Origin of the sequence: Maricaulis parjimensis (assembly GCF_016817355.1) — a bacterium.
Classification (GTDB): domain Bacteria; phylum Pseudomonadota; class Alphaproteobacteria; order Caulobacterales; family Maricaulaceae; genus Maricaulis; species Maricaulis parjimensis.
This window is the reverse complement of the sequence record NZ_JADOTT010000004.1, coordinates 55434-77964: the sequence shown is the minus strand read 5'-3', so window position 1 is coordinate 77964 and position 22531 is coordinate 55434. Positions and strand designations below refer to the sequence as shown.

Here is a 22531-nt window from a genome sequence, read left to right as displayed (position 1 = left end):
CGGTTCCCGGTTTACGCCTTATCTGATGCTGACCGGAGGGGTGGCAGAGTGGTCGATTGCGGCGGTCTTGAAAACCGTTGAACCGCGAGGTTCCGGGGGTTCGAATCCCTCCCCCTCCGCCATCACTCGACCGGAGCGTCCAGCTCAGCTGGCGCGCAGGGAGGCAGGTGCGCCTGTTCCACCGATACGCCCGCCCAGACGCCGTTCGAAACTCTCGATCAGGGCTTTCCACAAGCGGTCCTTCAAGACAGCGCCTTCCACATCCATGTCCAGATTGGGATTGTCATTGATTTCGATGACGAAGACGCCGCGTTCATTCTGTTTGAGGTCGATGCCGTAAAGGCCGCCCCCGATCAGTTTGGCGGCTCGCACGGCGATCTCGATAACGTCCGCCGGTGCATCCTCCACCGCCAGCGTGGCGGATCCGCCCTCCTTCACCGAGCCGTCCGTTCCATGCTTGATGATCTGCCAATGGCCGCGTGCCATCTTGTACTGGCAGGCAAAGAGCGGCTCGCCATCCAGCACACCGACACGCCAGTCATAGGCTGTCGGCATGTATTCCTGGGCAATGATCAGGGCCGTGTCCTCGAAGAGAGCGGCTGCGCGCTCCCGTAGCTCGGCTTGATCGGACACTTTGTGGACCGAGCGAGAGAAGGAACCATCCGGTGCCTTCAGAACAACGGGGGTTCCCAAACGGTCCATCAAACCGTCCAGGCTTTGCGACTCGTCGAGAACCTCTGACCGGGGCATGGGGACACCGCCCTGCTCCAGCAACTCCTTGAGAAAGACCTTGTTGGTGCAGCGGATCATCGAGGCCGTATCATCGATCACCGGCATGCCTTCTTGCTCGGCCCGTCGCGCGAAGCGGTAGGTATAATTGTCGATTGCCGTCGTGGCCCGGATGAAGAGCGCATCATATTCAGCCACACTCGCCAGATCCCCGGGACCAAGCGGCGCGACTTCCACACCCATGCGGGCTGCGACCTGCGCCAGGCGTTTCAGACTGACCGGACTGGACGGTGGCAGGGCTTCTGACGGATCGGTCAGCACGGCGAGCGACCAGCGGGCGGGCGTTTTAGTCTTGGCGGCGACCCAGGCGCGTTTGGTATGCGTCTCCAGGCAGTTGATGAAAAAGGTCCGGGCGTCGCCTTTCAGGGCATTCGGTGCCAGCGGCCGGATGCGGCCGATCTGCAAACCGGCTTTGTCGACACGGATTTCCAGCACCGGGACCCGGAACCAATCGAATACCAGCCGGGCAAATTTCTTCAGACCGCTGCGATCCGCTTGGCCAAACGCCACAAGGAAATGCTCGCCCGGCTCAACATGACCCATGCCATCGCGGGTCAGTATCGCGTCCAGCTCCGGCAGAGCCTGGGCGTAGAGCGTCTTGCGCGACAGTTCGACCATGGTCTGGGCGCTGGGAATGATACGGTGTCCACGAGCCTCTGCCAGAAGCGAGGCGTAATAGCCCTCGGACTGGTAGGCATAGGACCGGGCCAGGTTGAGGATGTTGGGACGGCGCCCGGTGAACAGGCGCGGATTGGCCAGATAATCCCGCACGCGCAGGACTTTGTGGGGTGTTTCGTGCTGGCCCAGATCGGCCGTGTTTTCGACGAGAATGAGCCAGTCGCTCACAATGGGTCGGTCTCCTGTACCCGGTCAGCCGGGCGGACGAGGATACGCTCGTAGCGCAAGGCTGTTTCGCCGTCCTCGTAATAGGATGGCCGTGCGGAAATCAAGCGAAATCCGAGGCGCTCATAAAGCTTGATCGCCCGTATGTTGGATTGCCGGACTTCCAGTCGAAGCGCGCGGCAGTTTTTCTGAATGGCGGTGCGGCTGACCACGTCTAAAAGGGCTTGACCGACGCCCTGGCCTGCCTGGCCAGGGAGCACGGCAAGCGAGTAGAGGCGCGCAATGCCGGTGCCGCGCCGGAAGCAAACCGCCGCATAGCCAGCGTCCTGATCGTCAACGCTCGCCAACCAGAAACAGGTCCGCCCCACGCTCAGCATGCGCCGCAGATTGCGGCGCGGGAACCGATCCTGATCAAAACAAGCGGTCTCGATCGCGTCGATCGCATCCAGGTCAGACCGTTTTGCCGGGCGAACCCTCAGATCAGAAGCTATTTTGCCCATTTCACTGAATAGAGATCAAAGCGCCGATCGCGAAGATTGCGCACCGTGCCCTCCAGCCGGGCCCAGTCCAGATCGGTCAGGTCCAGATCGGCGATGGACACGGTTTCGACATTCTCCGTGCATTCCTCGGCAATCCCGTCACGCGCAAACGGGAAGTCGCAGGGCGTCAGGATGCAGGACTGGGCATACTGGATGTCCATGTTTTCCACGCCTGGCAGATTTCCCACATTCCCGGCCATGACGACATAGCACTGGTTTTCGATGGCCCGGGCCTGGGAGCAATAGCGTACCCGCATATAGCCTTGGCGGTTATCGGTGCAGAACGGGACGAAGAGGAGCTTGGCTCCGGCATCCACGAGTTTGCGGGCCAGCTCGGGGAATTCACTGTCATAACAGATCAGCACACCAATCGCGCCGCAATCGGTCGGGATGGTGATGATCTCGTCGCCGCCCTTGATGTTCCACCAATGCCGTTCCGAGGGTGTCGGGTGGATTTTTTCCTGCGCGTGAACGGACCCGTCACGCAGGAAGACATAGCCGACATTCTGGATCTCGCCATCCTCGGTGCGTGTCGGGTGGGATCCGCCGATAATGTTGATGTTGTAGCTGATCGCCAACTGGCGCATCGCTTCGGTGAAGAGCGGTGTGTATTCGGTCAGGCGCTCGATGGAGCGGGCCGGCGTCAGCGGGGTCTCTTCCAGCGACAACAAGGCCAGGGTGAAAAGCTCCGGGAACACTACAAAGTCCGAGCGATAGTCAGACGTCACGTCCACGAAATACTCGATATTGGACATGAATTCTTCGAAGCTGGAGACGCGCCGCTGCTGGAACTGGACCGTCGCCACACGCACAACCTCCTTCGCCCCCTTGGTCGGGTGATCATCCCGATTGCGCTCGACGGCATAGGGGTTCCGCCAGACCATATGCGTGGCGAACCCGCCGGACGCCTGGTCATAGGGCAGATAGCCTTCCAGCACGCCGATCGGCTCAAATCCCATCCGCGTCTGGAACCGGATGACGGGGTCACTGACTTCCTGGGCCATCACGGCGTTCAGATAGTCCTGAGGCTCGGGGTATTGCTTTCGCTTGCGTCGCCAATTGGGCATGCGGCCGCCGAAAACGATGCCCTTGAGCTCATGGCGTTCCGCCAATTCCTTGCGGGCATCATAGAGCCGCTGACCGATCCGCAGGCGGCGGCGATCCGGATCGACACAGATTTCCATGCCATACAGCCATTCACCTCGCGGATTGTGGCGTGAGGCATAACCGCTGCCGGTGATCTCGCTCCAACTGTGCGGGCTCAGGGCCGCCTCTTCATCGATGAGGAAGGAGGCGGCATAGCCGACGATCTCGTCCTCATATTCGACGACGACCTGGCCATCCGGAAAATTGATGATCTGGCCCTGGATCATACTGTCCGAATAGGCACCCATCTCCGGGTAGACCTTGCCGCTCAGAGCGACAATTCCGGGAATGTCAGACAGTTCGGCTTTGCGGACATTGAGAGTGGGACGTGAGGCTTGGCGAGGCATGCGAAAATCCGTGTCGCTACGCCCTCACCAGAGAAGCATTCCGCGCGCGCCGTCAAGCGGATTGACCTGTTTTACGCCCGGTCCCGAAACGGGCGCTTAGCGGATCGCGTTGGCCGCTTCCGTTACCTGGCGGGTTGAGTCTTCCGCGGTCCGTGTCGCCTGGGCAATATCTTCGATCGCAAGGGTGATCTTGGACACATTCTCCGCCGCATCCTGCATGTTGTGACTGATGTCCTTGGTCACGGCGGTTTGCTCTTCCACAGCGGACGCGATCGAGGCCGCAATCGAGTCGATCCGGCCGATCACGCCGGCAATCTGGCTGATCGCCTCAACGGCCTCGTTGGACGTGCCCTGAACAGCTTGCACCTGTTTGGAGATGTCCTCGATGGCCTTGGATGTCTGGCTCGCAAGCCCTTTCACTTCATTGGCCACGACAGCAAACCCCTTGCCCGCCTCTCCGGCCCGGGAGGCCTCGATCGTGGCGTTGAGAGCGAGGAGATTGGTCTGGTCGGCAATCGTGTTGATCAGCTCCACGATCTGGCCGATCGACAGGGTCGCATCCGACAATCCCGTCATGATCTGCGAGGTGCGCTCTGATTCCGAAACGGCTTCGCGGGCAATGGTCAGGGCTTCGCTGGCACTGCGAGAGATCTCGGCGAAGGATGCGGCCAGTTCTTCCGCGCCGGCCGCGACGGACTGGACATTGGTGGCTGTGCCATTCGCATCGGCAACAGCGGCCGAGGCCTGACTGTTGGACTGGGTGACGGCAGCGGAAACATTCTGCAGACCGGAATAGATTTCAGTCTGGGCACTCTCGCGCGCCTTGCGGCGCATTGCGATGGCCGTGATATCAGTCGCGACTTTCACAACCTTGATGGGTTTGCCATTCAGGTCGAAGACCGGATTGTAACTGGCCTGCAGCCAGACTTCCTTGCCGCTGCGTGTGAAGCGCTGGAATTCACCGGCCTGGAATTCTCCGGAGGCCAGGGTTTTCCAGAACGTCTTGTATTCATCCGACCGGGCATAGTCCGGATCACAGAATTGCGAGTGGTGCGTTCCCACCAGCTGGGCGGCATCATAGCCCATGAAATCCTGGAAATTCTCATTCGCCTTTAGGATGTTTCCCTGGAGATCGAACTCGATCACGCATTGCGAGGCATTGATGGCATTGATCTGGCTTTGATAGTCGAAACGGCGCAGTCGCTTTTCGGTGATATCCGTGGCCAGTTTCATGACCCGGTCGACCTGGCCATTGGATTTGAAGATTGGCGAATAGGTGGCCTCAATCCAGACCTCGCGGCCACCCTTTGCGAAGCGTCTGAATTCCGCGGCATGGAACTCACCCCGGCGAAGCGTATCCCAAAAGGTCTTGTATTCCGGGCTCGACGCATAGCGCTCGGACAGGAATATGCGGTGGTGCTGGCCGATCACTTCATCGGCTTCATATCCCATTGTCTCCAGGAAGTTCTTGTTGGCGCTCAGGATCCGTCCGCTGGTGTCAAACTCGATGACGGCATAAGCCCGATCTATGGCCTCAAGGCGTGGATTGCTTCGATTGAAGAGGTCTCGCATGCAAGTCTCCAGAATATCTCAGCAAAGTCGGCTTGCTAGGTGTTTCCATTCGCCAGTGCAACCTAAAGGTATTTCGTATATGGTTAACGCCAATTTACCATCAGGTTGCTTCATAAAATATAATTACCCCTGATCTGACGCCGGATCGCGCTGCGCTAACGCGGGATCACAATCCCGTCGCCCCTACAGACACTTGGCGAAAACACCCTACAATAAAGGGGGTCAAGCGATGGAAGGTCTGCGCAATGTTCATCAAACGATCCAAGCCCTGGCAGGGTCTCGACTCGGAAATCACCCCCAAGAACCTGTTTCTGGATCGCCGCCGCATCATGCAGGCCGGCGGCGCCATGGCGCTAACTGGATTGCTCGGATGCGGCAGTTCGGAAAGCCAAGCGGAAAACACCGCTGAAGCCGCATCGGAAAGTGCCGCTTCCGGTCTGCAGTCCGCCGATCCGATGACCGGCCTGCGATACCGGGAAACGGCCTATTCCGTATCTGATCCCCTCACCCCGCTCGACGCGGTCACGGGCTATAACAATTTCTACGAGTTCGGTGTCGGCAAGGACGATCCGGCACGCTATGCCCACCATATGACAGTGGACCCTTGGTCCATTGAGGTGGAAGGGCACGCAGCCAATATCGGCCGGTTCGATCTGGAAGACCTGGTCGACTTCAATGCGCTGGAGGAGCGCGTTTACCGCCTGCGCTGTGTGGAAGCCTGGTCCATGGTCGTCCCCTGGATCGGTATTCCGCTCGCCGACGTTTTGCGCCGCTTCGAACCCACATCGGATGCCCGGTATGTCGCGTTCGAGACCTATCTCAACCGTCCGGAAATGCGCGGTACGCGCTTCCCCGTGCTCGACTGGCCCTATGTCGAGGGACTGCGGATGGATGAGGCCATGAACGAGTTGGCCTTCCTGGCGGTCGGCCTCTATGGCGACCTGCTCCCGAACCAGAATGGCGCGCCCATCCGGCTCGTCGTGCCGTGGAAGTATGGCTACAAGTCGATCAAGTCGATCACCAAGATTCGCTTTGTCTCCGAACAGCCGCCGACCTCCTGGAATATCGCCGCGCCGAATGAGTACGGCTTCTATTCCAATGTGAACCCCAACCGGGCTCATCCGCGCTGGAGCCAGTCGAGCGAACGCGTCATCGGCGGGGCCTTGTTCTCACGGCGGGAAACCGAAATGTTCAACGGCTATGGCGAGCAGGTGGCGCACCTCTATGCCGGCATGGATCTGATCGAGAACCATTGATTATGGCGCGCAACGCATTCCTGCGGGTGTTCGGGCAACACTGGCTGAAACCCCTCACCTTCTGGCTTCTCGCACTTCCGGGCCTTTGGCTGATCTGGCAGTGGACCCTTCTGCTGACCGGCATGCCCAATGATCTTGGTTTTAACCCGATCGAGACGACCCACCGTTTCCTGGGCGATACGGCGATCCGTATCCTGTTGATCACTCTGGCTGTAACGCCGTTCCGGGACATCACACGATGGCTTCCCATCGTGAAAGTCCGCCGCCGGATTGGCGTGGCGGCGTTCTGGTACGCCCTGCTCCACGTTCTGGCCTATCTGGGACTGGACCTGTTCATCGCAGCGGGAATGAGCGTGACCGGCGCGCTGGCCGGGCTGTGGGAGGATGTCGCGGAGCGGATCTACATCACGTTGGGCATGATCGCCTTCCTGTTGCTCATTCCGCTGGCCGTGACCTCATTCAATGCCTTCATCCGGCTGATGACACCCACGCGCTGGCAACAGCTCCACTGGCTGGTCTATCCGCTGGCGATCATTGCCGTCCTGCACCACGGCTTCATGGCCAAGGGCAATCAGATCATGCCCTGGGTCCATGGCGGGATACTGGCCCTCTTGCTGGGCTACCGGCTGGTACGCACACTGCGCAAGAGAGCACAGGCCAGGGCGATTGCGTCCTGACGCTTGAGGATCAGAAGGGTCAGGCATGACAGCCAGACCAGGCAGGCGGCCACGAACAGGCCGCCGCCATCCTCATTCGGGTCGATACCCAGGGGCGTGAAGAGGTGGAAATTCACTGCACCCGTCATGATCGCCAGACCCAGAGCACTCGCCAAAACCTGCAGGCGGCGCAAAGACGGGATGAAGCCGGCCAGGAATAGTGCTGATGCGACGAGCTCTGCGGATCCGATGACATACTGGCTGAACAGACCGGTTTGACCGAACAGGCCGGCAGCGCCCCAGCTGGCGGCCCAGCTGTCCAACAGGCCGAAAATCACCTGAGTCTCCGGCGCATCGGTGAATTTGTAGCGCAGGGAATCCAGGAAAATCGCACAGATAAAGAGCGGCAGGCCGATTTGGACAATCCGGTTGATCCAGACACGCATGAGTGAGCTCCCTCGTTACAGCGTCCTGCAGGACGCCCCATGTTCGCCTTGGCCAATATGGTCTATCAGCGTCACGAGCCAGTCACCCTTTCGCGAGCTTGGAGCCCCTCGAGATGAGCCTGCACATCACTGACGCCTTCGACAGCGGCAATATTGACGTTCTGGATGCGGCCCAGCCGGATCGGATCCGCCTGGAAATCCGCAAGGATAACGGGTCGGATTTCTATCAATGGTTCCATTTTCGGGTGACCGGCGCTCATGGCACACCCCTGACCATGGCCATCGAGAACGCCGGCGGTGCGGCCTATCTGGAAGGTTGGCCGGGTTATCGCGCCTGTGCCTCCTATGACCGGGAGACCTGGTTCCGCGTCGATACGACCTATGAGAATGGTGTCCTCAGCCTGCACCACACGCCGCAGGCGGATACGATCTGGTTTGCTTATTTTGCCCCCTATTCCATGGAGCGCCATCTCGACCTGATCGCCTGGGCGCAAGGTCATGCCGATGTGCGCCTGAACGTGCTGGGCAACACGCTGGATGGACAATCCATGGACCTGCTGTCCGTGGGCGAGCCCGGAGACGGAAAGCGCACGATCTGGGTCACGGCCCGTCAGCATCCCGGCGAGACGATGGCGGAATGGTGGATGGAAGGCTTCCTGGCCCGCTTGCTCGATGACCAGGACCCGGTGGCGCGTGTTCTGCGGGACAAGGCCGTATTCAACATCGTCCCGAACATGAACCCGGATGGTTCCAAGCGTGGGCATTTGCGGACCAATGCCAAGGGCGTCAATCTCAACCGCGAATGGAACAAAGCGACACCGGAAAACTCACCGGAAGTGTTCCATGTGCTCAACCGGATGCGGGAAACGGGGATCGACCTAGCCTTGGACGTCCATGGCGACGAAGCCCTGCCCTACAATTTCATCGCTGGTGGTGAAGGCGCACCGAATTTCGACGCCAAGGGCCAGACCCTGCTGGATGGCTACAAAGCCGCCTTGAGCGTCGCCAGCCCGGATTTCCAGACCGCGCATGGCTATGATGTTGATGCGCCTGGCACGGCAGACCTGTCGATCTGCACCAATTATCTGGCCAATGAGTTCCGCTGTCTCGCCATGACGCTGGAAATGCCCTTCAAGGACAATGCCGACCTGCCGGACGAGGAACAGGGCTGGTCGCCGGAGCGCTGCCGCAAGCTGGGCGCCGCCAATCTTGACGCCATGCTGGCCCTTGTGGACCAGCTGCGTTGACCCTCTACATCGATGCCGATGCCTGTCCGGTGAAGGATGAGGCGATCCGCGTGGGTGAGCGCCACCGCACCGAGATCATCTTCGTGTGCGATGGCGGGCTGCGCCGTCCCAATTCGCAATGGGCCAAACTGGTCATCGTGGAACAGGGTGCAGATGCCGCTGACGACTGGATCGCGGAACGCATCGGGCCCGGCGATGTTTGCGTGACCGGTGATATTCCGCTGGCCGACCGTTGTCTCAAAGCTGGCGGCTTGGCGATCGATCATCGCGGCCAGCTCTGGACGGCGGACAATATCGGCTCGGCGCTTGCCATGCGGGATCTGATGACGGATTTGAGATCCGCCTCCCCACTGGACGGACCGAAGGGCGGTGCAAAGCCTTTCGCGCCCAAGGATCGTTCCAGCTTTCTGGATGGGCTTGAACGTGTGATGCGTCAGGCCGCCTCAGTGCGCAAAGCTTGACCTCTTCCCACTTCCTGTGAGGATGGCGCCGGGTAAGCCAATCGCCCGGTTGCCGGGCATGGGGAGAGAGTTATGAAATCACTTTTGGGCGGCGTCGCGATCGGTGCCATTCTTGCTGGTGCGGGTGTCTATTATTTCACCAATGACGCCGCGGCTCCGGCCGGCGAAAGCGCTGTGCCGCATGTTGAAACGGATCAGGCTGTTACAGTCGCCGATGCCGAAGCCTTTCTGACCGAGTCGGTCGCCGAACTGCGCGAATTCAGCGAATTCGGTGCGCGGACGGCCTGGGTGCAGAACAATTTCATCACCTATGACACGAACTGGCTGCTGCAGCGCATGGGCGCCCAGGGCACGGAAATGGCCGTGCGCATGGCGACCGAGGCTGGCCAGTATGCCGATCTTGATCTGACCGAGAGCCAGTCCCGCCAGATCAATGCCCTGCGCAATGGCATCACCCTGCCGACCCCGAATGATCCGGCAGCCGCGGCGCGTCTGGCCGAGCTGACCACGCGCATGGGGTCGTCCTACTCAGCCGGTCTGATGGAAATCGACGGCGAGATGGTCGATCACAACGAGCTGGAAAACATCATGCGGACCAGCCGTGATCCCGAATTCCTGTCCTATGTGTGGAATGGCTGGCGCGAAGCCTACGACCCGCAGCAAATGGCGACCGACTATGCCGAAATGGTGGAAATTGCCAACCAGGGTGCCCGTGATCTCGGTTTCGACAACCTCGCCCAGATGTGGCTGTCGAACTACGACATGCCGGCAGATGAAATGGAAGCGGAAGTCGAGCGCCTCTGGGGTCAGGTGGCGCCCTTCTATGAACAGCTTCACTGTCATGTCCGTTCCAATCTGAACGAGCTGTATGGCGATGAGGTGCAGGGACCGGATGGTGCCATCCGTGCCGACCTTCTCGGCAATATGTGGGCCCAGGGTTGGGGCTCACTGGCCGATGTCGCCGGTGTGGGCAGCGGTGAAGCGGCCTACAGCCTGGATGACCTCCTCGTCGAAGCGGACTACACGCCGCTGCAGATGGTGGAGACGGCCGAGACCTTCTTCACTTCGCTGGGTCTGGAAGACCTGCCGGACACGTTCTGGGAACGCTCGCTGATCACCCAGCCGCGCGACCGTCAGGTCGCCTGCCACGCTTCGGCCTGGAACCTCGACAGCGAGGAAGATCTGCGGATCAAGATGTGTACCCTAGTCAATGGTACGGACTTCGTCACCGTCCACCACGAGCTGGGCCACAATTTCTACCAGCGGGCCTATAATGATCAGGAATTCCTGCTGCAGGGCGGTGCCAATGACGGCTTCCACGAAGCCATTGGCGACTTCATCGCGCTCTCTGTGACACCGGAATACCTGGTCCAGATCGGTCTTCTGGATGAAGCCGACATGCCGGGTGCGGATGCTGACCTGTCCCTGCTGATGGACACGGCGCTCGACAAGATCGCCTTCCTGCCCTTCGCCGTGATGATGGACCAGTGGCGCTGGCGTGTGCTGCGCGGAGAGATCCAGCCGGAAGACTATAATGCCGCCTGGTGGGAGCTTCGTGAGAGCTATCAGGGCATTGTGCCGCCGGTTGATCGTCCGGCCGACGCGTTTGACCCGGGCTCCAAGTATCACATTGCCAATAATGTGCCCTATCTGCGCTATTTCCTGAGCCATATCCTGCAGTTCCAGTTCCACCAGGCCGCCTGTGAAATGGCGGGCTGGGAAGGTCCGCTGCACCGCTGCTCGATCTATGGAAACGAGGAAGTCGGTGCCCGTTTCAACGCGATGATGGAGATGGGCGCTTCGCAACCCTGGCCGGATGCGCTGGAAGCCTTCACCGGTACCCGCGAAATGGACGGGTCGGCGATCATCGCCTACTTCCAACCGCTTATGGATCATCTGGAAGCGGAAAACGCTGATCGCAATTGCGGTTGGTAGAGCTGAACTGAAAGCCGAACGGCCCTGTCACTCTGGCAGGGCCGTTTTGCTATCCGGCCCGGAGCGCTGAATGGATTGGAGCCTCGCCGATTATCTGATGGCCGCCACGTTGCTGGCCCTGCTCGTAGGTGGTGTGGTTTTCCTGTTCTCCAAGCGATGGTGCCTTGCCTACCGGATGGGCTGCGCCCTCAGCATCGCCACGGCCGTGATCCTGTTTTGGGTGAGCGGTGCCGTCGGGATCATCGGTGCTTCCGAAAATGACGCCAATCTGGCTTATAGCGCCTTGCTGGCACTGGGTTTTCTGGCCAGTTTTGCCGTGCGGCTGAAGCCCGGGGGCATGGCGCTCAACTTCGCTGCACTGGCAGCCGGACAATTCCTGATCGGCCTGTTTGCCCTGATCATGGGGTTGGGCCGTGAAGGCGTCAGCTGGCCCTATGACATTCTTGCCGCAACGATCGTGTTCAGCCTGCTCTGGCTTGGGTCGGCGATTGCGTTCCGGTTGGCCATGAAACCGGCTGCGGAGACGGTCTAGCCCAGAAAGACCCGTTCGAAGGTCCACCACAAAGCGATACCGGCAATGGCCAGCGACACGGCCCGGACGAGCCAGGGATACCAGCTTGCATCCCGGAAACGGTGCAGGACCAGCCAGCACGCCAGAATGATGGTCAGCTGGCCCAGTTCCACCCCGACATTGAAGCTGAGCAAGGCGGGGACAAGGTCTCCTTGGGGCAGGCCCAGTTCGGACAGGACACCGGCAAAGCCCAGCCCGTGAAACAGGCCGAAACCGAAGACGAGGGCGGGACGCCAGCGCGTCATATCCTTGAAAACCAGATTCTCTATCGCGACGAAGGCGATGGAGAGCGCAATGATCGGTTCCACGATCGAGGCCGGTAGGCTGACCAAGCCCAGCGTGGCCAATGCCAGCGTCAGCGTGTGGGCCAAGGTGAAGGCAGAAACCTGCCAGATCAGGGGCTTAAGCCGAGTCGAGGCAAAGAAAAGCGCCAGGACGAAGAGGATGTGATCCAGCCCTTTGGGCAGGATGTGCGTGTAGCCCAGCTGCAGATACAGCGTGATGACATCGAGCAGTGTTTGTTCCTGCGCAACCAGCATGGATTTTCCCCGTATCAGGCCGGGGGACGCTAGGGGCAGACCGGTCCGCCTTCAAGCACGGCTCGCGGTTCTCACGCAGCCGGGTTACACCGGGGATAACAGAGCGAATCTCAAAGAGCCGGGGCCGACCTGGCCGATCAGGGAGTGATCATGAGCGATCAGTTCAAATCCAGTGTTGATGTCTCCGGTGAGGACATCCACTGGGATTTCAAGGACGCGATGTCCTATGGCGGATATCTGGGGCTGGACCGGCTGTTGAGTGCCCAGAAATGCCTGACCGAAGAGCATGACGAGATGCTCTTCATCATCATCCACCAAGTGGGTGAGTTGTGGATGAAGCTTCTCATCCATGAAGTTGAAGGCGGGATCGCCCATTTGCAGGATGACGAGATCGGGCCGGCCCTGAAAATGTTCGCCCGGGTCTCCCGCACCCAGGAACAGCTGATCCAGGCCTGGGATGTGTTGGCGACGATGACGCCTGCCGATTATCTGGCCTTCCGTGATGCGCTGGGTCAAAGCTCCGGTTTCCAATCCTTCCAGTATCGTACGCTGGAATACCGGCTGGGGAACAAGAATGCCGCCCTCTCCCGTGTGCATGCGGATAATCCCCCGGCGCACAAGATGGTGACGCGGGCCCTGGAACTGCCCAGCCTGTGGGATGAAACCCTGCGCCTGCTGGCCCGCAAGGGCTATCCCATCCCCGATGAAGCGGTGGAGCGGGACTGGACCCAACCCTACAAACCCTCTCAGGCCATCGAGGATATCTGGCGGGATATCTATCACGACAGCGAAACCCATTGGGAAGCCTATGAGTTGGGTGAGAAGCTGGTCGATCTGGAACACAAATTCCAGCAATGGCGGTTCAACCACATGAAAACCGTTGAACGCATTATCGGTTTCCGACGCGGGACCGGTGGGACATCCGGTGTGTCGTATCTCGTGAAAGCGCTGGATCTGCGCTTCTTCCCGGAAATCTGGACCGTGCGTACCACGCTCTGACCCGACAGGCCCCAACATGAGAAACCTTGAAGAGATTCAACGGCTTGATGCGGAAGACCCCCTCGCCGCATTCCGCGACCGGTTCGAACTGCCTGCGGGCATGATCTATCTGGACGGAAATTCCCTGGGCGTGATGCCCAAATCCGCCCCCGCAAAAATGAAGGACGTGGTGGAAACCCAATGGGGTCAGCACCTTATCACGTCCTGGAACAGGCATGACTGGATCGGATTGCCGCGGCGTCTGGGCGGAATGATTGCCGGGCTAATTGGAGCGAAGCCCGAAGAAGTGGTGGTGGCCGATTCCACCTCCATCAATATTTTCAAGGCGTTGAGTGCAGCACTTCAACTCAATCCGGACCGGTCTGTGATCCTTTCGGAGAGCGGCAATTTCCCGACCAATGTTTATATGATGCAGGGTCTCAGTGCGAACAGTTCGGGATCAATCCGGCATCAAATAGTGCCCACAGGCGAACTGGAAACGCACTTCAATGATGACGTTGCGGCATTGCTGATCACCCAAGCGCACTACAAGACGGGTTATCTGCACGACATGCAGGCCATCACCAAGGCGGCCCAGGAAAAGGGTATCCTCGTGATCTGGGATTTGTGCCATTCCGCCGGCGCCCTGCCCATCGACCTCAATGCCTGCAATGCGGATATGGCCGTGGGTTGCGGGTATAAATATCTCAATGGCGGACCCGGTGCTCCGGCGTTCATTTTCGTGGCGGAGCGTCACCAGGAAAAAGTGATGCCGGTCCTGTCCGGCTGGTTGGGTCATGCCCATCCGTTCGACTTCTCCGACCAGTATGAACCGGCGCCCGGGATCGACCGGTTCAAATGCTCCTCCCCTTCCATTCTGGGCATGTCCGCCCTGGAGTGCGGGCTGGAGATCGCGGTAGAGGCTGACATGACTTCCGTCCGGATGAAATCGGTGGCCCTGACCGAACTCTTCATCGAACAGGTGGAGGCCCGGCTTGATGGGCACGGGTTTGAGCTGGCCAGTCCGCGCGACCCGGCCATCCGGGGCAGTCAGGTCTCCTTCCATCATGAAAACGGCTATCCGATCATGCAGGCGCTCATCGATCACGGCGTGATCGGCGATTTCCGGGACCCGGACATTCTGCGCTTCGGCTTCACCCCGCTCTATACCAGTTACGAGGATGTCTGGCGGGCCGCGGAAATCCTCCAGGACATCATGGAAAGCGGAGCATGGCGCGAGGCGCGTTACAGCGTGCGCGCTGCGGTGACCTGATCCTTTTTGCGGTATTGATGCACTGGCGAAACCGGCTCTGTACCAAACGGAGCGGCATTCTCTTTGCGCGCCGACCCGTCTAGGTTCAGCGCGGAAAAACACGGGAAACTCTTATGCATTTCGGTGTCTTCGACCTGTTCAAGATCGGCGTCGGTCCGTCCAGCTCCCACACGGTGGGACCGATGAAGGCCGCCAAGGTCTTCGTGGAGCGCGCAATTGCCGATGCGGGCAGTGCCAAGATCCGCCGGCTCGAGACCGAGCTCTATGGCTCCCTCGCTCTGACGGGGCTGGGCCATGGTACCGACACGGCCGTCCTGCTGGGACTGGAAGGCCATGACCCGGCCCGCATCAATCCGGACACGATCCCGCAACGGCTTGAGCGCATCCGCACAGAGAACACGCTGAAGCTCACCAATGGCGATGAGATCGCTTTCGAGGAACGCCGGGATCTCGACTTCCGGGGCGATATCCGCCTGCCCTTCCACTCCAATGCACTGAAATTCAAAGCCTATGGGGATGGCGAGGAAGTGATCCGGGAAGAAGTCTGGTATTCGATCGGCGGGGGTTTCGTGATCGATGAGACCGAGGCTGGCAAGAATTCCGCGGCCGATGTGAAAGAGGGCGAGCCCTTCCCCTTCAATTCCGCCGCCGAGCTCCTGGCCATCGGCGAGCGCGAAGGTCTCTCAATCCATCGCATCATGCTGGCCAATGAACGCACCTTCCTGCCCGAGGACACGATCCGGGCCGGTGTCGACGGCCTGTGGCGGGCCATGGAGGACTGTATTGATCGCGGCCTCACCCAGGACGGTATTCTGCCCGGCGGGCTGAATGTGAAACGCCGTGCCCCGAAGCTTTACCGTGACTTGAAGGAAAACCCGGTCGACCCGGCCAAGGATCCCCTCGCCCCGATGGACTGGATCAATCTGTGGGCGATGGCGGTGAATGAAGAAAACGCGGCCGGCGGACGTGTGGTCACTGCGCCCACCAATGGTGCCGCAGGTATCATTCCGGCGGTGGCCCGCTATTTCGACAAATACCATCGCGATCCCGATGATGAGGAAGCCCTGCAGCGTTTCTTCCTGACGGCGGCGGCGATCGGTTCGCTCTACAAGAAGAACGCCTCCATCTCCGGTGCTGAAGCGGGCTGCCAGGGTGAAGTTGGCGTCGCCTGTTCCATGGCCGCCGCGGCGCTCGCAGCTGCCATGGGCGCCAATAATCACCAGATCGAGGACGCCGCCGAGATCGGCATGGAGCACAATCTGGGCCTGACCTGCGACCCGGTCGGCGGCCTGGTCCAGATCCCCTGTATCGAACGCAATGCCATTGGGGCCATCAAGGCGATCGATGCGGCGCGGTTGGCGCTGAAAGCGACGTCGGAAGACATGAAGGTCTCGCTGGATCAGGTCATCGAGACCATGCGCCAGACCGGTATGGACATGCAGGAAAAGTACAAGGAAACCAGCCAGGGCGGCTTGGCCGTCAATGTGGTGGCGTGCTGACGCCACACCCGGCTGGCCCGGTTTGTTCAAAAGGACAAGGTAGAGTAGTATATTAGCGCCTGACATGTTTCAGGTGCGTAGTTCGCAGTGCGTTGTGTGTTCAATCCACAGTCGAAAAGGCGAACGATAATGACTTCTTCTCACAGCAATACCGTCACCCTGGAATCCGAACTGATCGAGTCGATCTCCTATATCGATGGGAGTTTCGTGATTTCGGAAGGCCAGCCCTATGAATCCGGCCCGACGCCGAAAAACCAGGGCAATGGCGTCTGGGAAATCACGGTGAATTGCGGCCGGCACAAGACGTCCGAAGTGGCCGATAAGTTCAACACGATGTGCGGCGGCGAGTATCATGAATACGCGCCCAAGGGCGGTGGCGGCACGCCGGACGAGCTGAACTTCATGTTCGGCGTCACGGTGACCTTCAAGGACGCCACACCGATCACGCTCTATCTCGGTCAGGGCAGCTATTCCAGCCACAATAATTGGTGGATCGGTGGGCAGAATGTCGTCAATGACGGCAAGCCGGACTTGGTCCTGATCTCCAACAATCAGCCCATCCAATTGCTGCGCATGTCGGGATCAACCTCGACCATCGCCTTCGAAACGCTGGCAGCCAGTGCCAAAGCGGCCAAGAGCCTGGCTGGCGCCAGCTGACCCTGTCCGAAAGGGCGGCCGCACCTTCCAACCCGCCCTGACGACAAAAAAGGCGGCCCCGAAAGGAGCCGCCTTTTTCTTGTCGGGCTGTGACCAATGATCAGGCGTCTTCACTCAACTCCTGGACCGGGCGGCCATCGCTGAGGGTTTCCGCACCAGAAACGACGACGCGCTGGCCGGCTTCGATGTCGCCGGCAATGGCGACATAGCCATCTTCCCGGACACCGGCCTCAACCGGGACCTGACGGGCGATATTCTCCGCGTCGACCACGAAGACATGGGTGCCTGTCGCACGCAGCACGACCGCATCATAGGGCGCGGCAAACTGAAGGCGCGGTGTTTCCGCCGGAAAGGCGACCCGCGCCGCACTGCCGACTACCCAGGGCGAGCCATCCAGATCGATGCGGACCTCGAATGTCCGCGACACGGCATCACCCACCGGGATGATGGCCCGGATCGGCGCGTCCATACGCTCGCCATTGGCCAAAGACAGGGACACGGACTGGCCGACACCGAGATAGGGGGCCAGCGCAACCGGCACCTGGGCGACGGCTTCCTTGTGATCAATATCGACCAGACGGACGATTTCACGGCCCGGCGCCGAGATTTCCCCGACCTGGATCAGGCGTTCCGCAATCCGGCCAGCGAAAGGCGCCGTGATACGGGTGCGCTCCAATTCCAGCTCCGCGCGCATGACCGCGGTGCGGGCTTCACGCAGATCCTGATCAGCCAGATCGCGGGCCAGTTCGACTTCCCGCAAACGGTTGGCCGGCACGGTGCCATTGGCGGCCAGGCCTTCATACCGGTCCGCTTCGGCATTCTGGTAGCGGGCATTGGCATTGGCCCGGGCCAGACGCGCCCGCGCCTCTTCCAGTTGGATGCGTGCCTGGCGGTCATCCAGCTGGGCGATGAGACCGCCCTCTTCCACCACATCACCCGGTTCAGCGATCAGCGTGACCCGCCCGGCGAGCTCGGCCGCGATACGGGCATCATTGCGGGAAATGACGCTGGCCGGCGTCATCACTGTGCGGGCCATGTCCTGTTCGATGATCTCACCCAGACGCACAATGGCCGGCGGCGGACCGCCCTGGGCCAGCGCTGACGTGGAAAGACCGAGACCCAGCAGGGCTGCGGAAAAAAGGGAGCGGAGCATGGTTGAGGCTTTCATGGTCTTACTCCGCGGCGACAGGCGCGGGTGCACCGGCCAGTCGGGCCTGACGGGCTTCGCCCAGGCGCAGGAGACAAGGGATGAGAACAAGGGTGAAGATGAGGCTGACACTCATACCGCCCACAATGGCGGCGGCCAGGCCGCGATAGATCGCGCTGCCCACGCCGGGAACCAGAAGGAGGGGCAACATGCCCAGCAGGCTGGTGAGGGTCGACATGAAGATCGGGCGCAGGCGCATGCGCAGGGCCTGATCGACGGCAGTGCGCCGGTCCAGGCCTTCGCGCTCACCCTGGCGGGTCTGATCCACCAGGAGGATGGCATTATTGATCACCAGTCCCAGCAGGATGATGAAGCCCATCATGGTCAGCAGATCGAGGGGTTGGGCGACAAAGAGGTTGAGAATTTGGAGCATGACCACCCCGCCGACCCCGGCCAGCGGAATGGAAACCAGCACGAGGAGGGCATCGCGCAGCGAACGGAACATGCCGGCAAGGATCAGGAAGAGGATGATCATCGCCATGCCCATATTCATCAGCATGGTGTTGATGGCCCGGTTCAGGCTGTCGGCACTGCCGCCATAGGTCACGGAGCCATCGGCCGGCAGTTCCGCCCGCATGGCCGGTTCGACATCGCGTTGCACGACTTCCAGGATTTCCTCCAGCGAAATGCCTTCGGGCTGGTTGATATTGATCGTGACGGTCCGGCGGCGGTTGAGGCGCTGGATGGCCCCTGCCCCGACTTCCTCGCGGATATCCACCAGATCACCGAGCGGAATGATCGCTCCGGACGGGGTGGCGATGGGCATGCCGGCCAGCTCGTCCGGCGTATCCCAGCCGGTCGTGCGCAGGATCATATTCATCCGGCTGTCGCCATCGAAATACTCACCGATGAAGGCGCCATCGCCGAGCATGGACATCATGCCGGCCACATTCCGCCGGGCCCAGCCGGCTTCCTGGATACGCCGGTCATCGGGTACCAGGGTCAGCCGCGGCTGTGTCGCCTGAGGCGGCGGGTTGGCGTTGATATTGACGCCCGGGAAGCGCTCACGCAGCAGGGTCAGCCCGGTCTGGACCGCCCGGTTGCGCGCGTCGGCATCGGCGGATTGGACATTCACCTGGATATTGCCGCCCTGGGAAAAACCGCCGAACAGATCGCCCTGCTGGGCAAAGCCGAACACGTCCGGAATGCCGGAGATGATTTCCTCGCGGACAATCCGCTCCAGCTCGCCAACCTGTGACTGGTCCTGCGCGCGTACACCGATCGTGGCGCCTGAACCGCCCGGGAAGGTCCCGAAATAATAGTTCAGCAGGGCCGGCTCCTGTTCGCCCGACATATAGGGTTCCAGCCGCTCGATGACGGTGGTGGCGACCTCGTCCTCCACCCAGTCCAGATTGGAACCGGGCGGGAACATCATGAAGGCGTCCACGGCATCGCGCTTCACCGGCGGCAGATAATCCATGGCCGGCCGCATGAACCAGGTCAAAGCGAGCGGGATGGAGATCAGCAGGGCCGCAACGGCGATCCGGCGGATCGGCGAGTCCGAGATCATCATGACGAAATCGGCGACCTTGCCGAGCAGAACCTGCCGGGTCTGCGTCTTGCGGTCCCGCACCCAGTATTTCGTCACCACGGGCAGGATGGTCACCGCGACCACCATCGACACGGCGACACCGACAGCGATCGTGACCGCCAGATCGGCAAAGATCTGACCCTCGGCATTCCGCGTGAAGATGATCGGCAGGAAGATTGCCACAGTGGTGGTCGTGGAGGCCAGCAAAGCCCCCCAGACCTGACCGGCACCCTTGGCCGAAGCGGTGTCCGCATCCTCGCCCATTTCACGGCGGCGGATGATGTTCTCCAGCACAATGATCGCCGCATCCATCACCATGCCGGTGGCAAAGGCGAGGCCCGCCAGCGAGATCACATTGAGGGAGCGTCCCAGCAGGAAGAGCACGATCAGGGTGGACAGGAGGGAGACCGGGATTGCCAGAGAGATGATCAGCGTGGCGCGCGCCCGGCGCAGGAAGAGCCAGAGGCCGAAGATCGCCAGCACCACGCCGAGAACGAGATTGGTCCGAAGAAGGTCCACAGCGCGCATGATGAAGACCGAAGCGTCGAAGGACGGCGCCATGACCAGCTGGCGGTCCGCCAACAGGCTCTCATTGATCAGCGCCACTTCGGCTTTCACCGCGTCCAGGGCTGCCAGGACATTGGCGCCCGGCTGGCGGCGGATCTCGATCCCGATGGCGGGATTGCCGTTCTGGTAGGTGAAATTATTGCGCTCGCCATAGGCCACTTCGACGGTCGCGACATCGGACAGGCGGACCGGCGTGCCATTGCGCCAGACGATGACCAGATCGCCCATTTCGGAGGGTTCGAACTCGCCCTCGAAGCGCATCTGGTAGGAACGGCGGCCGATGGCGGCATTGCCGCCGGAGACATCCTGGTTATTGACGATCGCGGCGGAAATCTGCGGCAGGGTCACGCCGAGGGAAGCCGCGCGGTAGGGATCGACCGTGATCTGCAATTCCTCGGGCCGGTTACCCCAGCCGATATTCACCGAGGCCACGCCCGGAATGGCTTCAAGGCGCGGAATGACCGTGTCCTGCACGAAGGCGGAATAGTCATGGATTTCATTCGGATTGCCCGGCAGCGCCTGAACGAAGAACCAGATCAGGCTTTGCTGGGCACTGCCGCCGAACCCGCCGATATTCGGGCCGACCGCATCGCGCGGCAGGGGCGGCAATTGCGACAGGCGATTCGAGATCTCGATCGCCGTCTGCGTCATGTCGGTTTCCAGCGCGAAGGTCAGATTGATGAAGGCATTGCCTTCACTGGTGAAGACCCGCATCTCCTCCAGCCCCGGAAGGCCGGCCAGCAATTGCTCTTGCGGCTCGACAATCTCGGATTCCATTTCCAGCGGCGATGCCGAGCGCCAGAAGGTCGCGATATTGACCTGGGGACGTTCCGTATCCGGGAAAAGCTGGACAGGCAGGCGCGTGAACGCGACCACGCCCATGAGCACGATCAATGCAACAGCCACCATGACGGCAGCAGGATTGTTCAGGGACAATCGGGTCAAAGGCATGGGGTTTCTCCTCGCATGCCTCTCATACCACCCGATTTCCCGGGTAGAATTAAACAATGTAAAGGCGGCTCACGCTTTGGTGAGCCGCCTTGCATTTCAGTAACTTGCCGAGATTACGATTTGGACAGGCGGGTCAGGCAGCCTCGTGTTCGACCAGTTTTTCCGCCACCGTGTACTTCGCCTCGGTCTTCGCGGCGATTTCATCGAGGCTGGTGCCCGGGGCCAGTTCGATGAGCTCCAGATGGTCGCCCTTCACATCGAACACGCCCAGCGTGGTGATGATGCGGTGGACGCAGGCCTTGCCGGTCAGCGGCAGGGAGCATTCCTTGAGAAGCTTCGGTTCACCGGCCTTGTTGGCGTGATCCATGATCACGACGACGCGCTTGACGCCGGCGACCAGGTCCATGGCACCGCCCATGCCCTTCACCAGCTTGCCGGGGATCATCCAGTTGGCGATATCGCCGGTTTCCGAGATCTCCATCGCGCCCAGGATGGACAGGTCGATATGCCCGCCCCGGATCATGCCGAAACTGTCGGCAGAGGAGAAATAGGAGGTGCGGCGCAGTTCGGTAATGGTCTGCTTGCCGGCATTGATCAGGTCCGGATCCACCTCGTCATCATAGGGGAAAGGCCCCATGCCCAGCATGCCGTTTTCCGACTGCAGGGTGACATCGATTCCGTCCGGGATGTGGTTGGCCACCAGGGTCGGGATGCCGATACCGAGATTGACGTAGAAACCGTCTTCCAGCTCTTGCGCGGCGCGTGCCGCCATGTCGTCGCGGGTCCAGGCCATTATGCGCTCTCCCTTTCGCGAACCGTGCGCTGTTCGATGCGCTTCTCAAAATCGCCCTTGAACAGGCGCTGCACGAAAATGCCCGGCGTGTGGATCTCGTCCGGATCCAGTTCGCCCAATTCCACGATTTCCTCGACCTCGGCGATCGTGACCTTGCCGGCCGTCGCCATCATCGGGTTGAAATTGCGGGCGGTCTTGCGGAAGACGAGATTGCCCTGCGGGTCCGCCTTCCAGGCTTTCACGATGGACACATCGGCTTTCAGGCCGGTTTCCATGATGTAGGTCTCGCCGTCGAATTCACGGTGTTCCTTGCCTTCCGCGATCAGCGTGCCGACACCGGTTTTCGTGAAGAAGCCCGGAATGCCCGCACCACCGGCGCGGATGCGCTCGGCCAGCGTGCCCTGCGGATTGAATTCCAGCTCCAGCTCGCCGGACAGGAATTGGCGCTCGAACTCCTTGTTCTCACCGACATAGGAGGAGACCATTTTCTTGATCTGCTTGGCGTCGAGCAGGATGCCGAGACCGAAACCGTCGACCCCGCAATTATTGGACACGACCGTCAGGTCCTTCACGCCGCTGGCGTGCAGGGCGGCAATCGAGTTTTCCGGAATGCCGCACAGGCCGAACCCGCCGGCCATCAGCGTCATCCCGTCAAACACAAGCCCGTCAAGCGCGGTCTTGGCGTCCGGATATACCTTGTTCATGCAGACCTCTGTGCAAAGTTGATA

At 60.7% G+C, this 22531-nt stretch carries 20 protein-coding genes and 1 tRNA gene; 11 read left to right on the top strand and 10 right to left on the bottom strand.

Annotation, left to right across the window (positions count from 1 at the left end; genetic code table 11):
* The first annotated feature begins 34 nt into the window (after window positions 1–34).
* Window positions 35–122: transfer RNA gene (locus I0K07_RS07990), tRNA-Ser, on the top strand.
* A 22-nt stretch (window positions 123–144) separates the two neighbouring features.
* Here the strand turns inward: I0K07_RS07990 and I0K07_RS07985 are convergent.
* From I0K07_RS07985 to I0K07_RS07970, 4 genes are all read right to left on the bottom strand, one after another.
* On the bottom strand, window positions 145–1635 hold the full coding sequence (locus tag I0K07_RS07985) for a RimK-like ATPgrasp N-terminal domain-containing protein (protein WP_203292316.1): 1491 nt from the start codon (window positions 1633–1635) through the stop codon (window positions 145–147).
* Window positions 1632–2132, bottom strand: a complete 501-nt coding sequence (locus I0K07_RS07980) for a GNAT family N-acetyltransferase (RefSeq protein ID WP_203292315.1) — start codon at window positions 2130–2132, stop codon at window positions 1632–1634. The genes I0K07_RS07985 and I0K07_RS07980 overlap by 4 nt, the downstream gene beginning before the upstream one ends.
* Window positions 2120–3664: a bifunctional GNAT family N-acetyltransferase/carbon-nitrogen hydrolase family protein gene (locus I0K07_RS07975; protein WP_203292314.1), complete on the bottom strand. Its 1545-nt coding sequence runs from the start codon at window positions 3662–3664 to the stop codon at window positions 2120–2122. The genes I0K07_RS07980 and I0K07_RS07975 overlap by 13 nt, the downstream gene beginning before the upstream one ends.
* 96 nt (window positions 3665–3760) lie before the next feature.
* Window positions 3761–5236, bottom strand: coding sequence for a methyl-accepting chemotaxis protein (locus I0K07_RS07970; RefSeq protein ID WP_203292313.1), 1476 nt, complete (start codon window positions 5234–5236; stop codon window positions 3761–3763).
* A gap of 245 nt (window positions 5237–5481) precedes the next feature.
* On the opposite strand from I0K07_RS07970, the gene msrP reads away from it, so the two are divergent.
* Entirely contained in the window at window positions 5482–6492 is a 1011-nt protein-coding gene (gene msrP / locus I0K07_RS07965) for a protein-methionine-sulfoxide reductase catalytic subunit MsrP (protein WP_203292312.1), read from the top strand.
* A gap of 2 nt (window positions 6493–6494) precedes the next feature.
* Window positions 6495–7169: a protein-methionine-sulfoxide reductase heme-binding subunit MsrQ gene (locus I0K07_RS07960; RefSeq protein ID WP_203292311.1), complete on the top strand. Its 675-nt coding sequence runs from the start codon at window positions 6495–6497 to the stop codon at window positions 7167–7169.
* Here I0K07_RS07960 and I0K07_RS07955 read toward each other — a convergent pair.
* On the bottom strand, window positions 7112–7594 hold the full coding sequence (locus I0K07_RS07955) for a hypothetical protein (RefSeq protein WP_203292310.1): 483 nt from the start codon (window positions 7592–7594) through the stop codon (window positions 7112–7114). The two genes, I0K07_RS07960 and I0K07_RS07955, sit on opposite strands and share 58 nt — an antisense overlap.
* 119 nt (window positions 7595–7713) lie before the next feature.
* Between I0K07_RS07955 and I0K07_RS07950 the strand changes: the two genes are divergently transcribed.
* From I0K07_RS07950 to I0K07_RS07935, 4 genes are all read left to right on the top strand, one after another.
* Complete coding sequence (locus I0K07_RS07950; protein WP_420828483.1) at window positions 7714–8841, top strand: M14 family metallopeptidase; 1128 nt, start codon at window positions 7714–7716, stop codon at window positions 8839–8841.
* Entirely contained in the window at window positions 8838–9302 is a 465-nt protein-coding gene (locus I0K07_RS07945; RefSeq protein WP_203292308.1) for a YaiI/YqxD family protein, read from the top strand. Before I0K07_RS07950 ends, I0K07_RS07945 begins: the two co-directional genes overlap by 4 nt.
* Before the next feature lie 72 nt (window positions 9303–9374).
* Window positions 9375–11237: a M2 family metallopeptidase gene (locus tag I0K07_RS07940; RefSeq protein WP_203292307.1), complete on the top strand. Its 1863-nt coding sequence runs from the start codon at window positions 9375–9377 to the stop codon at window positions 11235–11237.
* Window positions 11238–11307: 70 nt separating this feature from the next.
* The gene (locus tag I0K07_RS07935; RefSeq protein WP_203292306.1) at window positions 11308–11769 is read left to right on the top strand and encodes a hypothetical protein; all 462 of its coding nucleotides are present in this window, start codon (window positions 11308–11310) and stop codon (window positions 11767–11769) included.
* Here I0K07_RS07935 and I0K07_RS07930 read toward each other — a convergent pair.
* Window positions 11766–12347 carry a HupE/UreJ family protein gene (locus I0K07_RS07930; protein WP_203292305.1) on the bottom strand — a complete coding sequence of 194 codons (582 nt, stop codon included), beginning with the start codon at window positions 12345–12347 and terminating at the stop codon, window positions 11766–11768. The genes I0K07_RS07935 and I0K07_RS07930 overlap by 4 nt on opposite strands.
* A 150-nt stretch (window positions 12348–12497) precedes the next feature.
* Here I0K07_RS07930 and kynA point away from each other — a divergent pair, with 150 nt between their 5' ends.
* The 4 genes from kynA (at window position 12498) to I0K07_RS07910 (ending at window position 16754) form a co-directional block, all read left to right on the top strand.
* Window positions 12498–13346 carry a tryptophan 2,3-dioxygenase gene (gene kynA / locus I0K07_RS07925; protein WP_203292304.1) on the top strand — a complete coding sequence of 283 codons (849 nt, stop codon included), beginning with the start codon at window positions 12498–12500 and terminating at the stop codon, window positions 13344–13346.
* A 16-nt stretch (window positions 13347–13362) separates the two neighbouring features.
* Window positions 13363–14598 carry a kynureninase gene (kynU, locus tag I0K07_RS07920; protein ID WP_203292303.1) on the top strand — a complete coding sequence of 412 codons (1236 nt, stop codon included), beginning with the start codon at window positions 13363–13365 and terminating at the stop codon, window positions 14596–14598.
* Window positions 14599–14711: 113 nt separating this feature from the next.
* Window positions 14712–16097, top strand: coding sequence for an L-serine ammonia-lyase (locus tag I0K07_RS07915; RefSeq protein WP_203292302.1), 1386 nt, complete (start codon window positions 14712–14714; stop codon window positions 16095–16097).
* A gap of 129 nt (window positions 16098–16226) precedes the next feature.
* A complete protein-coding gene (locus tag I0K07_RS07910; protein ID WP_203292301.1) occupies window positions 16227–16754 on the top strand; it encodes a hypothetical protein in 528 nt (175 codons plus the stop codon).
* Window positions 16755–16854: 100 nt separating this feature from the next.
* On the opposite strand, the gene I0K07_RS07905 is transcribed toward I0K07_RS07910, so the two are convergent.
* The 4 genes from I0K07_RS07905 to I0K07_RS07890 all read right to left on the bottom strand — a co-directional run bounded on the left by I0K07_RS07905 (window position 16855) and on the right by I0K07_RS07890 (window position 22507).
* Window positions 16855–17922, bottom strand: coding sequence for an efflux RND transporter periplasmic adaptor subunit (locus I0K07_RS07905; protein ID WP_203292300.1), 1068 nt, complete (start codon window positions 17920–17922; stop codon window positions 16855–16857).
* A gap of 4 nt (window positions 17923–17926) precedes the next feature.
* Complete coding sequence (locus I0K07_RS07900; protein ID WP_203292299.1) at window positions 17927–21010, bottom strand: efflux RND transporter permease subunit; 3084 nt, start codon at window positions 21008–21010, stop codon at window positions 17927–17929.
* A gap of 133 nt (window positions 21011–21143) precedes the next feature.
* Window positions 21144–21803, bottom strand: a complete 660-nt coding sequence (locus I0K07_RS07895; protein WP_203292298.1) for a CoA transferase subunit B — start codon at window positions 21801–21803, stop codon at window positions 21144–21146.
* Window positions 21803–22507, bottom strand: coding sequence for a CoA transferase subunit A (locus tag I0K07_RS07890; RefSeq protein ID WP_203292297.1), 705 nt, complete (start codon window positions 22505–22507; stop codon window positions 21803–21805). The genes I0K07_RS07895 and I0K07_RS07890 overlap by 1 nt, the downstream gene beginning before the upstream one ends.
* Window positions 22508–22531: the final 24 nt, after the last annotated feature.

What these genes read in the sequence shown, in the direction of transcription:
- I0K07_RS07900 (WP_203292299.1), bottom strand. Translation starts at nt 21,010, where the DNA reads ATGCCTTTGACCCGATTGTCCCTGAACAATCCTGCTGCCGTCATGGTG.
- I0K07_RS07905 (WP_203292300.1), bottom strand. Translation starts at nt 17,922, where the DNA reads ATGAAAGCCTCAACCATGCTCCGCTCCCTTTTTTCCGCAGCCCTGCTG.
- I0K07_RS07940 (WP_203292307.1), top strand. Translation starts at nt 9,375, where the DNA reads ATGAAATCACTTTTGGGCGGCGTCGCGATCGGTGCCATTCTTGCTGGT.
- I0K07_RS07935 (WP_203292306.1), top strand. Translation starts at nt 11,308, where the DNA reads ATGGATTGGAGCCTCGCCGATTATCTGATGGCCGCCACGTTGCTGGCC.
- I0K07_RS07975 (WP_203292314.1), bottom strand. Translation starts at nt 3,664, where the DNA reads ATGCCTCGCCAAGCCTCACGTCCCACTCTCAATGTCCGCAAAGCCGAA.
- I0K07_RS07890 (WP_203292297.1), bottom strand. Translation starts at nt 22,507, where the DNA reads ATGAACAAGGTATATCCGGACGCCAAGACCGCGCTTGACGGGCTTGTG.
- I0K07_RS07915 (WP_203292302.1), top strand. Translation starts at nt 14,712, where the DNA reads ATGCATTTCGGTGTCTTCGACCTGTTCAAGATCGGCGTCGGTCCGTCC.
- I0K07_RS07910 (WP_203292301.1), top strand. Translation starts at nt 16,227, where the DNA reads ATGACTTCTTCTCACAGCAATACCGTCACCCTGGAATCCGAACTGATC.
- I0K07_RS07970 (WP_203292313.1), bottom strand. Translation starts at nt 5,236, where the DNA reads ATGCGAGACCTCTTCAATCGAAGCAATCCACGCCTTGAGGCCATAGAT.
- I0K07_RS07980 (WP_203292315.1), bottom strand. Translation starts at nt 2,132, where the DNA reads ATGGGCAAAATAGCTTCTGATCTGAGGGTTCGCCCGGCAAAACGGTCT.
- msrP (WP_203292312.1), top strand. Translation starts at nt 5,482, where the DNA reads ATGTTCATCAAACGATCCAAGCCCTGGCAGGGTCTCGACTCGGAAATC.
- kynU (WP_203292303.1), top strand. Translation starts at nt 13,363, where the DNA reads ATGAGAAACCTTGAAGAGATTCAACGGCTTGATGCGGAAGACCCCCTC.
- kynA (WP_203292304.1), top strand. Translation starts at nt 12,498, where the DNA reads ATGAGCGATCAGTTCAAATCCAGTGTTGATGTCTCCGGTGAGGACATC.
- I0K07_RS07955 (WP_203292310.1), bottom strand. Translation starts at nt 7,594, where the DNA reads ATGCGTGTCTGGATCAACCGGATTGTCCAAATCGGCCTGCCGCTCTTT.
- I0K07_RS07960 (WP_203292311.1), top strand. Translation starts at nt 6,495, where the DNA reads ATGGCGCGCAACGCATTCCTGCGGGTGTTCGGGCAACACTGGCTGAAA.
- I0K07_RS07895 (WP_203292298.1), bottom strand. Translation starts at nt 21,803, where the DNA reads ATGGCCTGGACCCGCGACGACATGGCGGCACGCGCCGCGCAAGAGCTG.
- I0K07_RS07930 (WP_203292305.1), bottom strand. Translation starts at nt 12,347, where the DNA reads ATGCTGGTTGCGCAGGAACAAACACTGCTCGATGTCATCACGCTGTAT.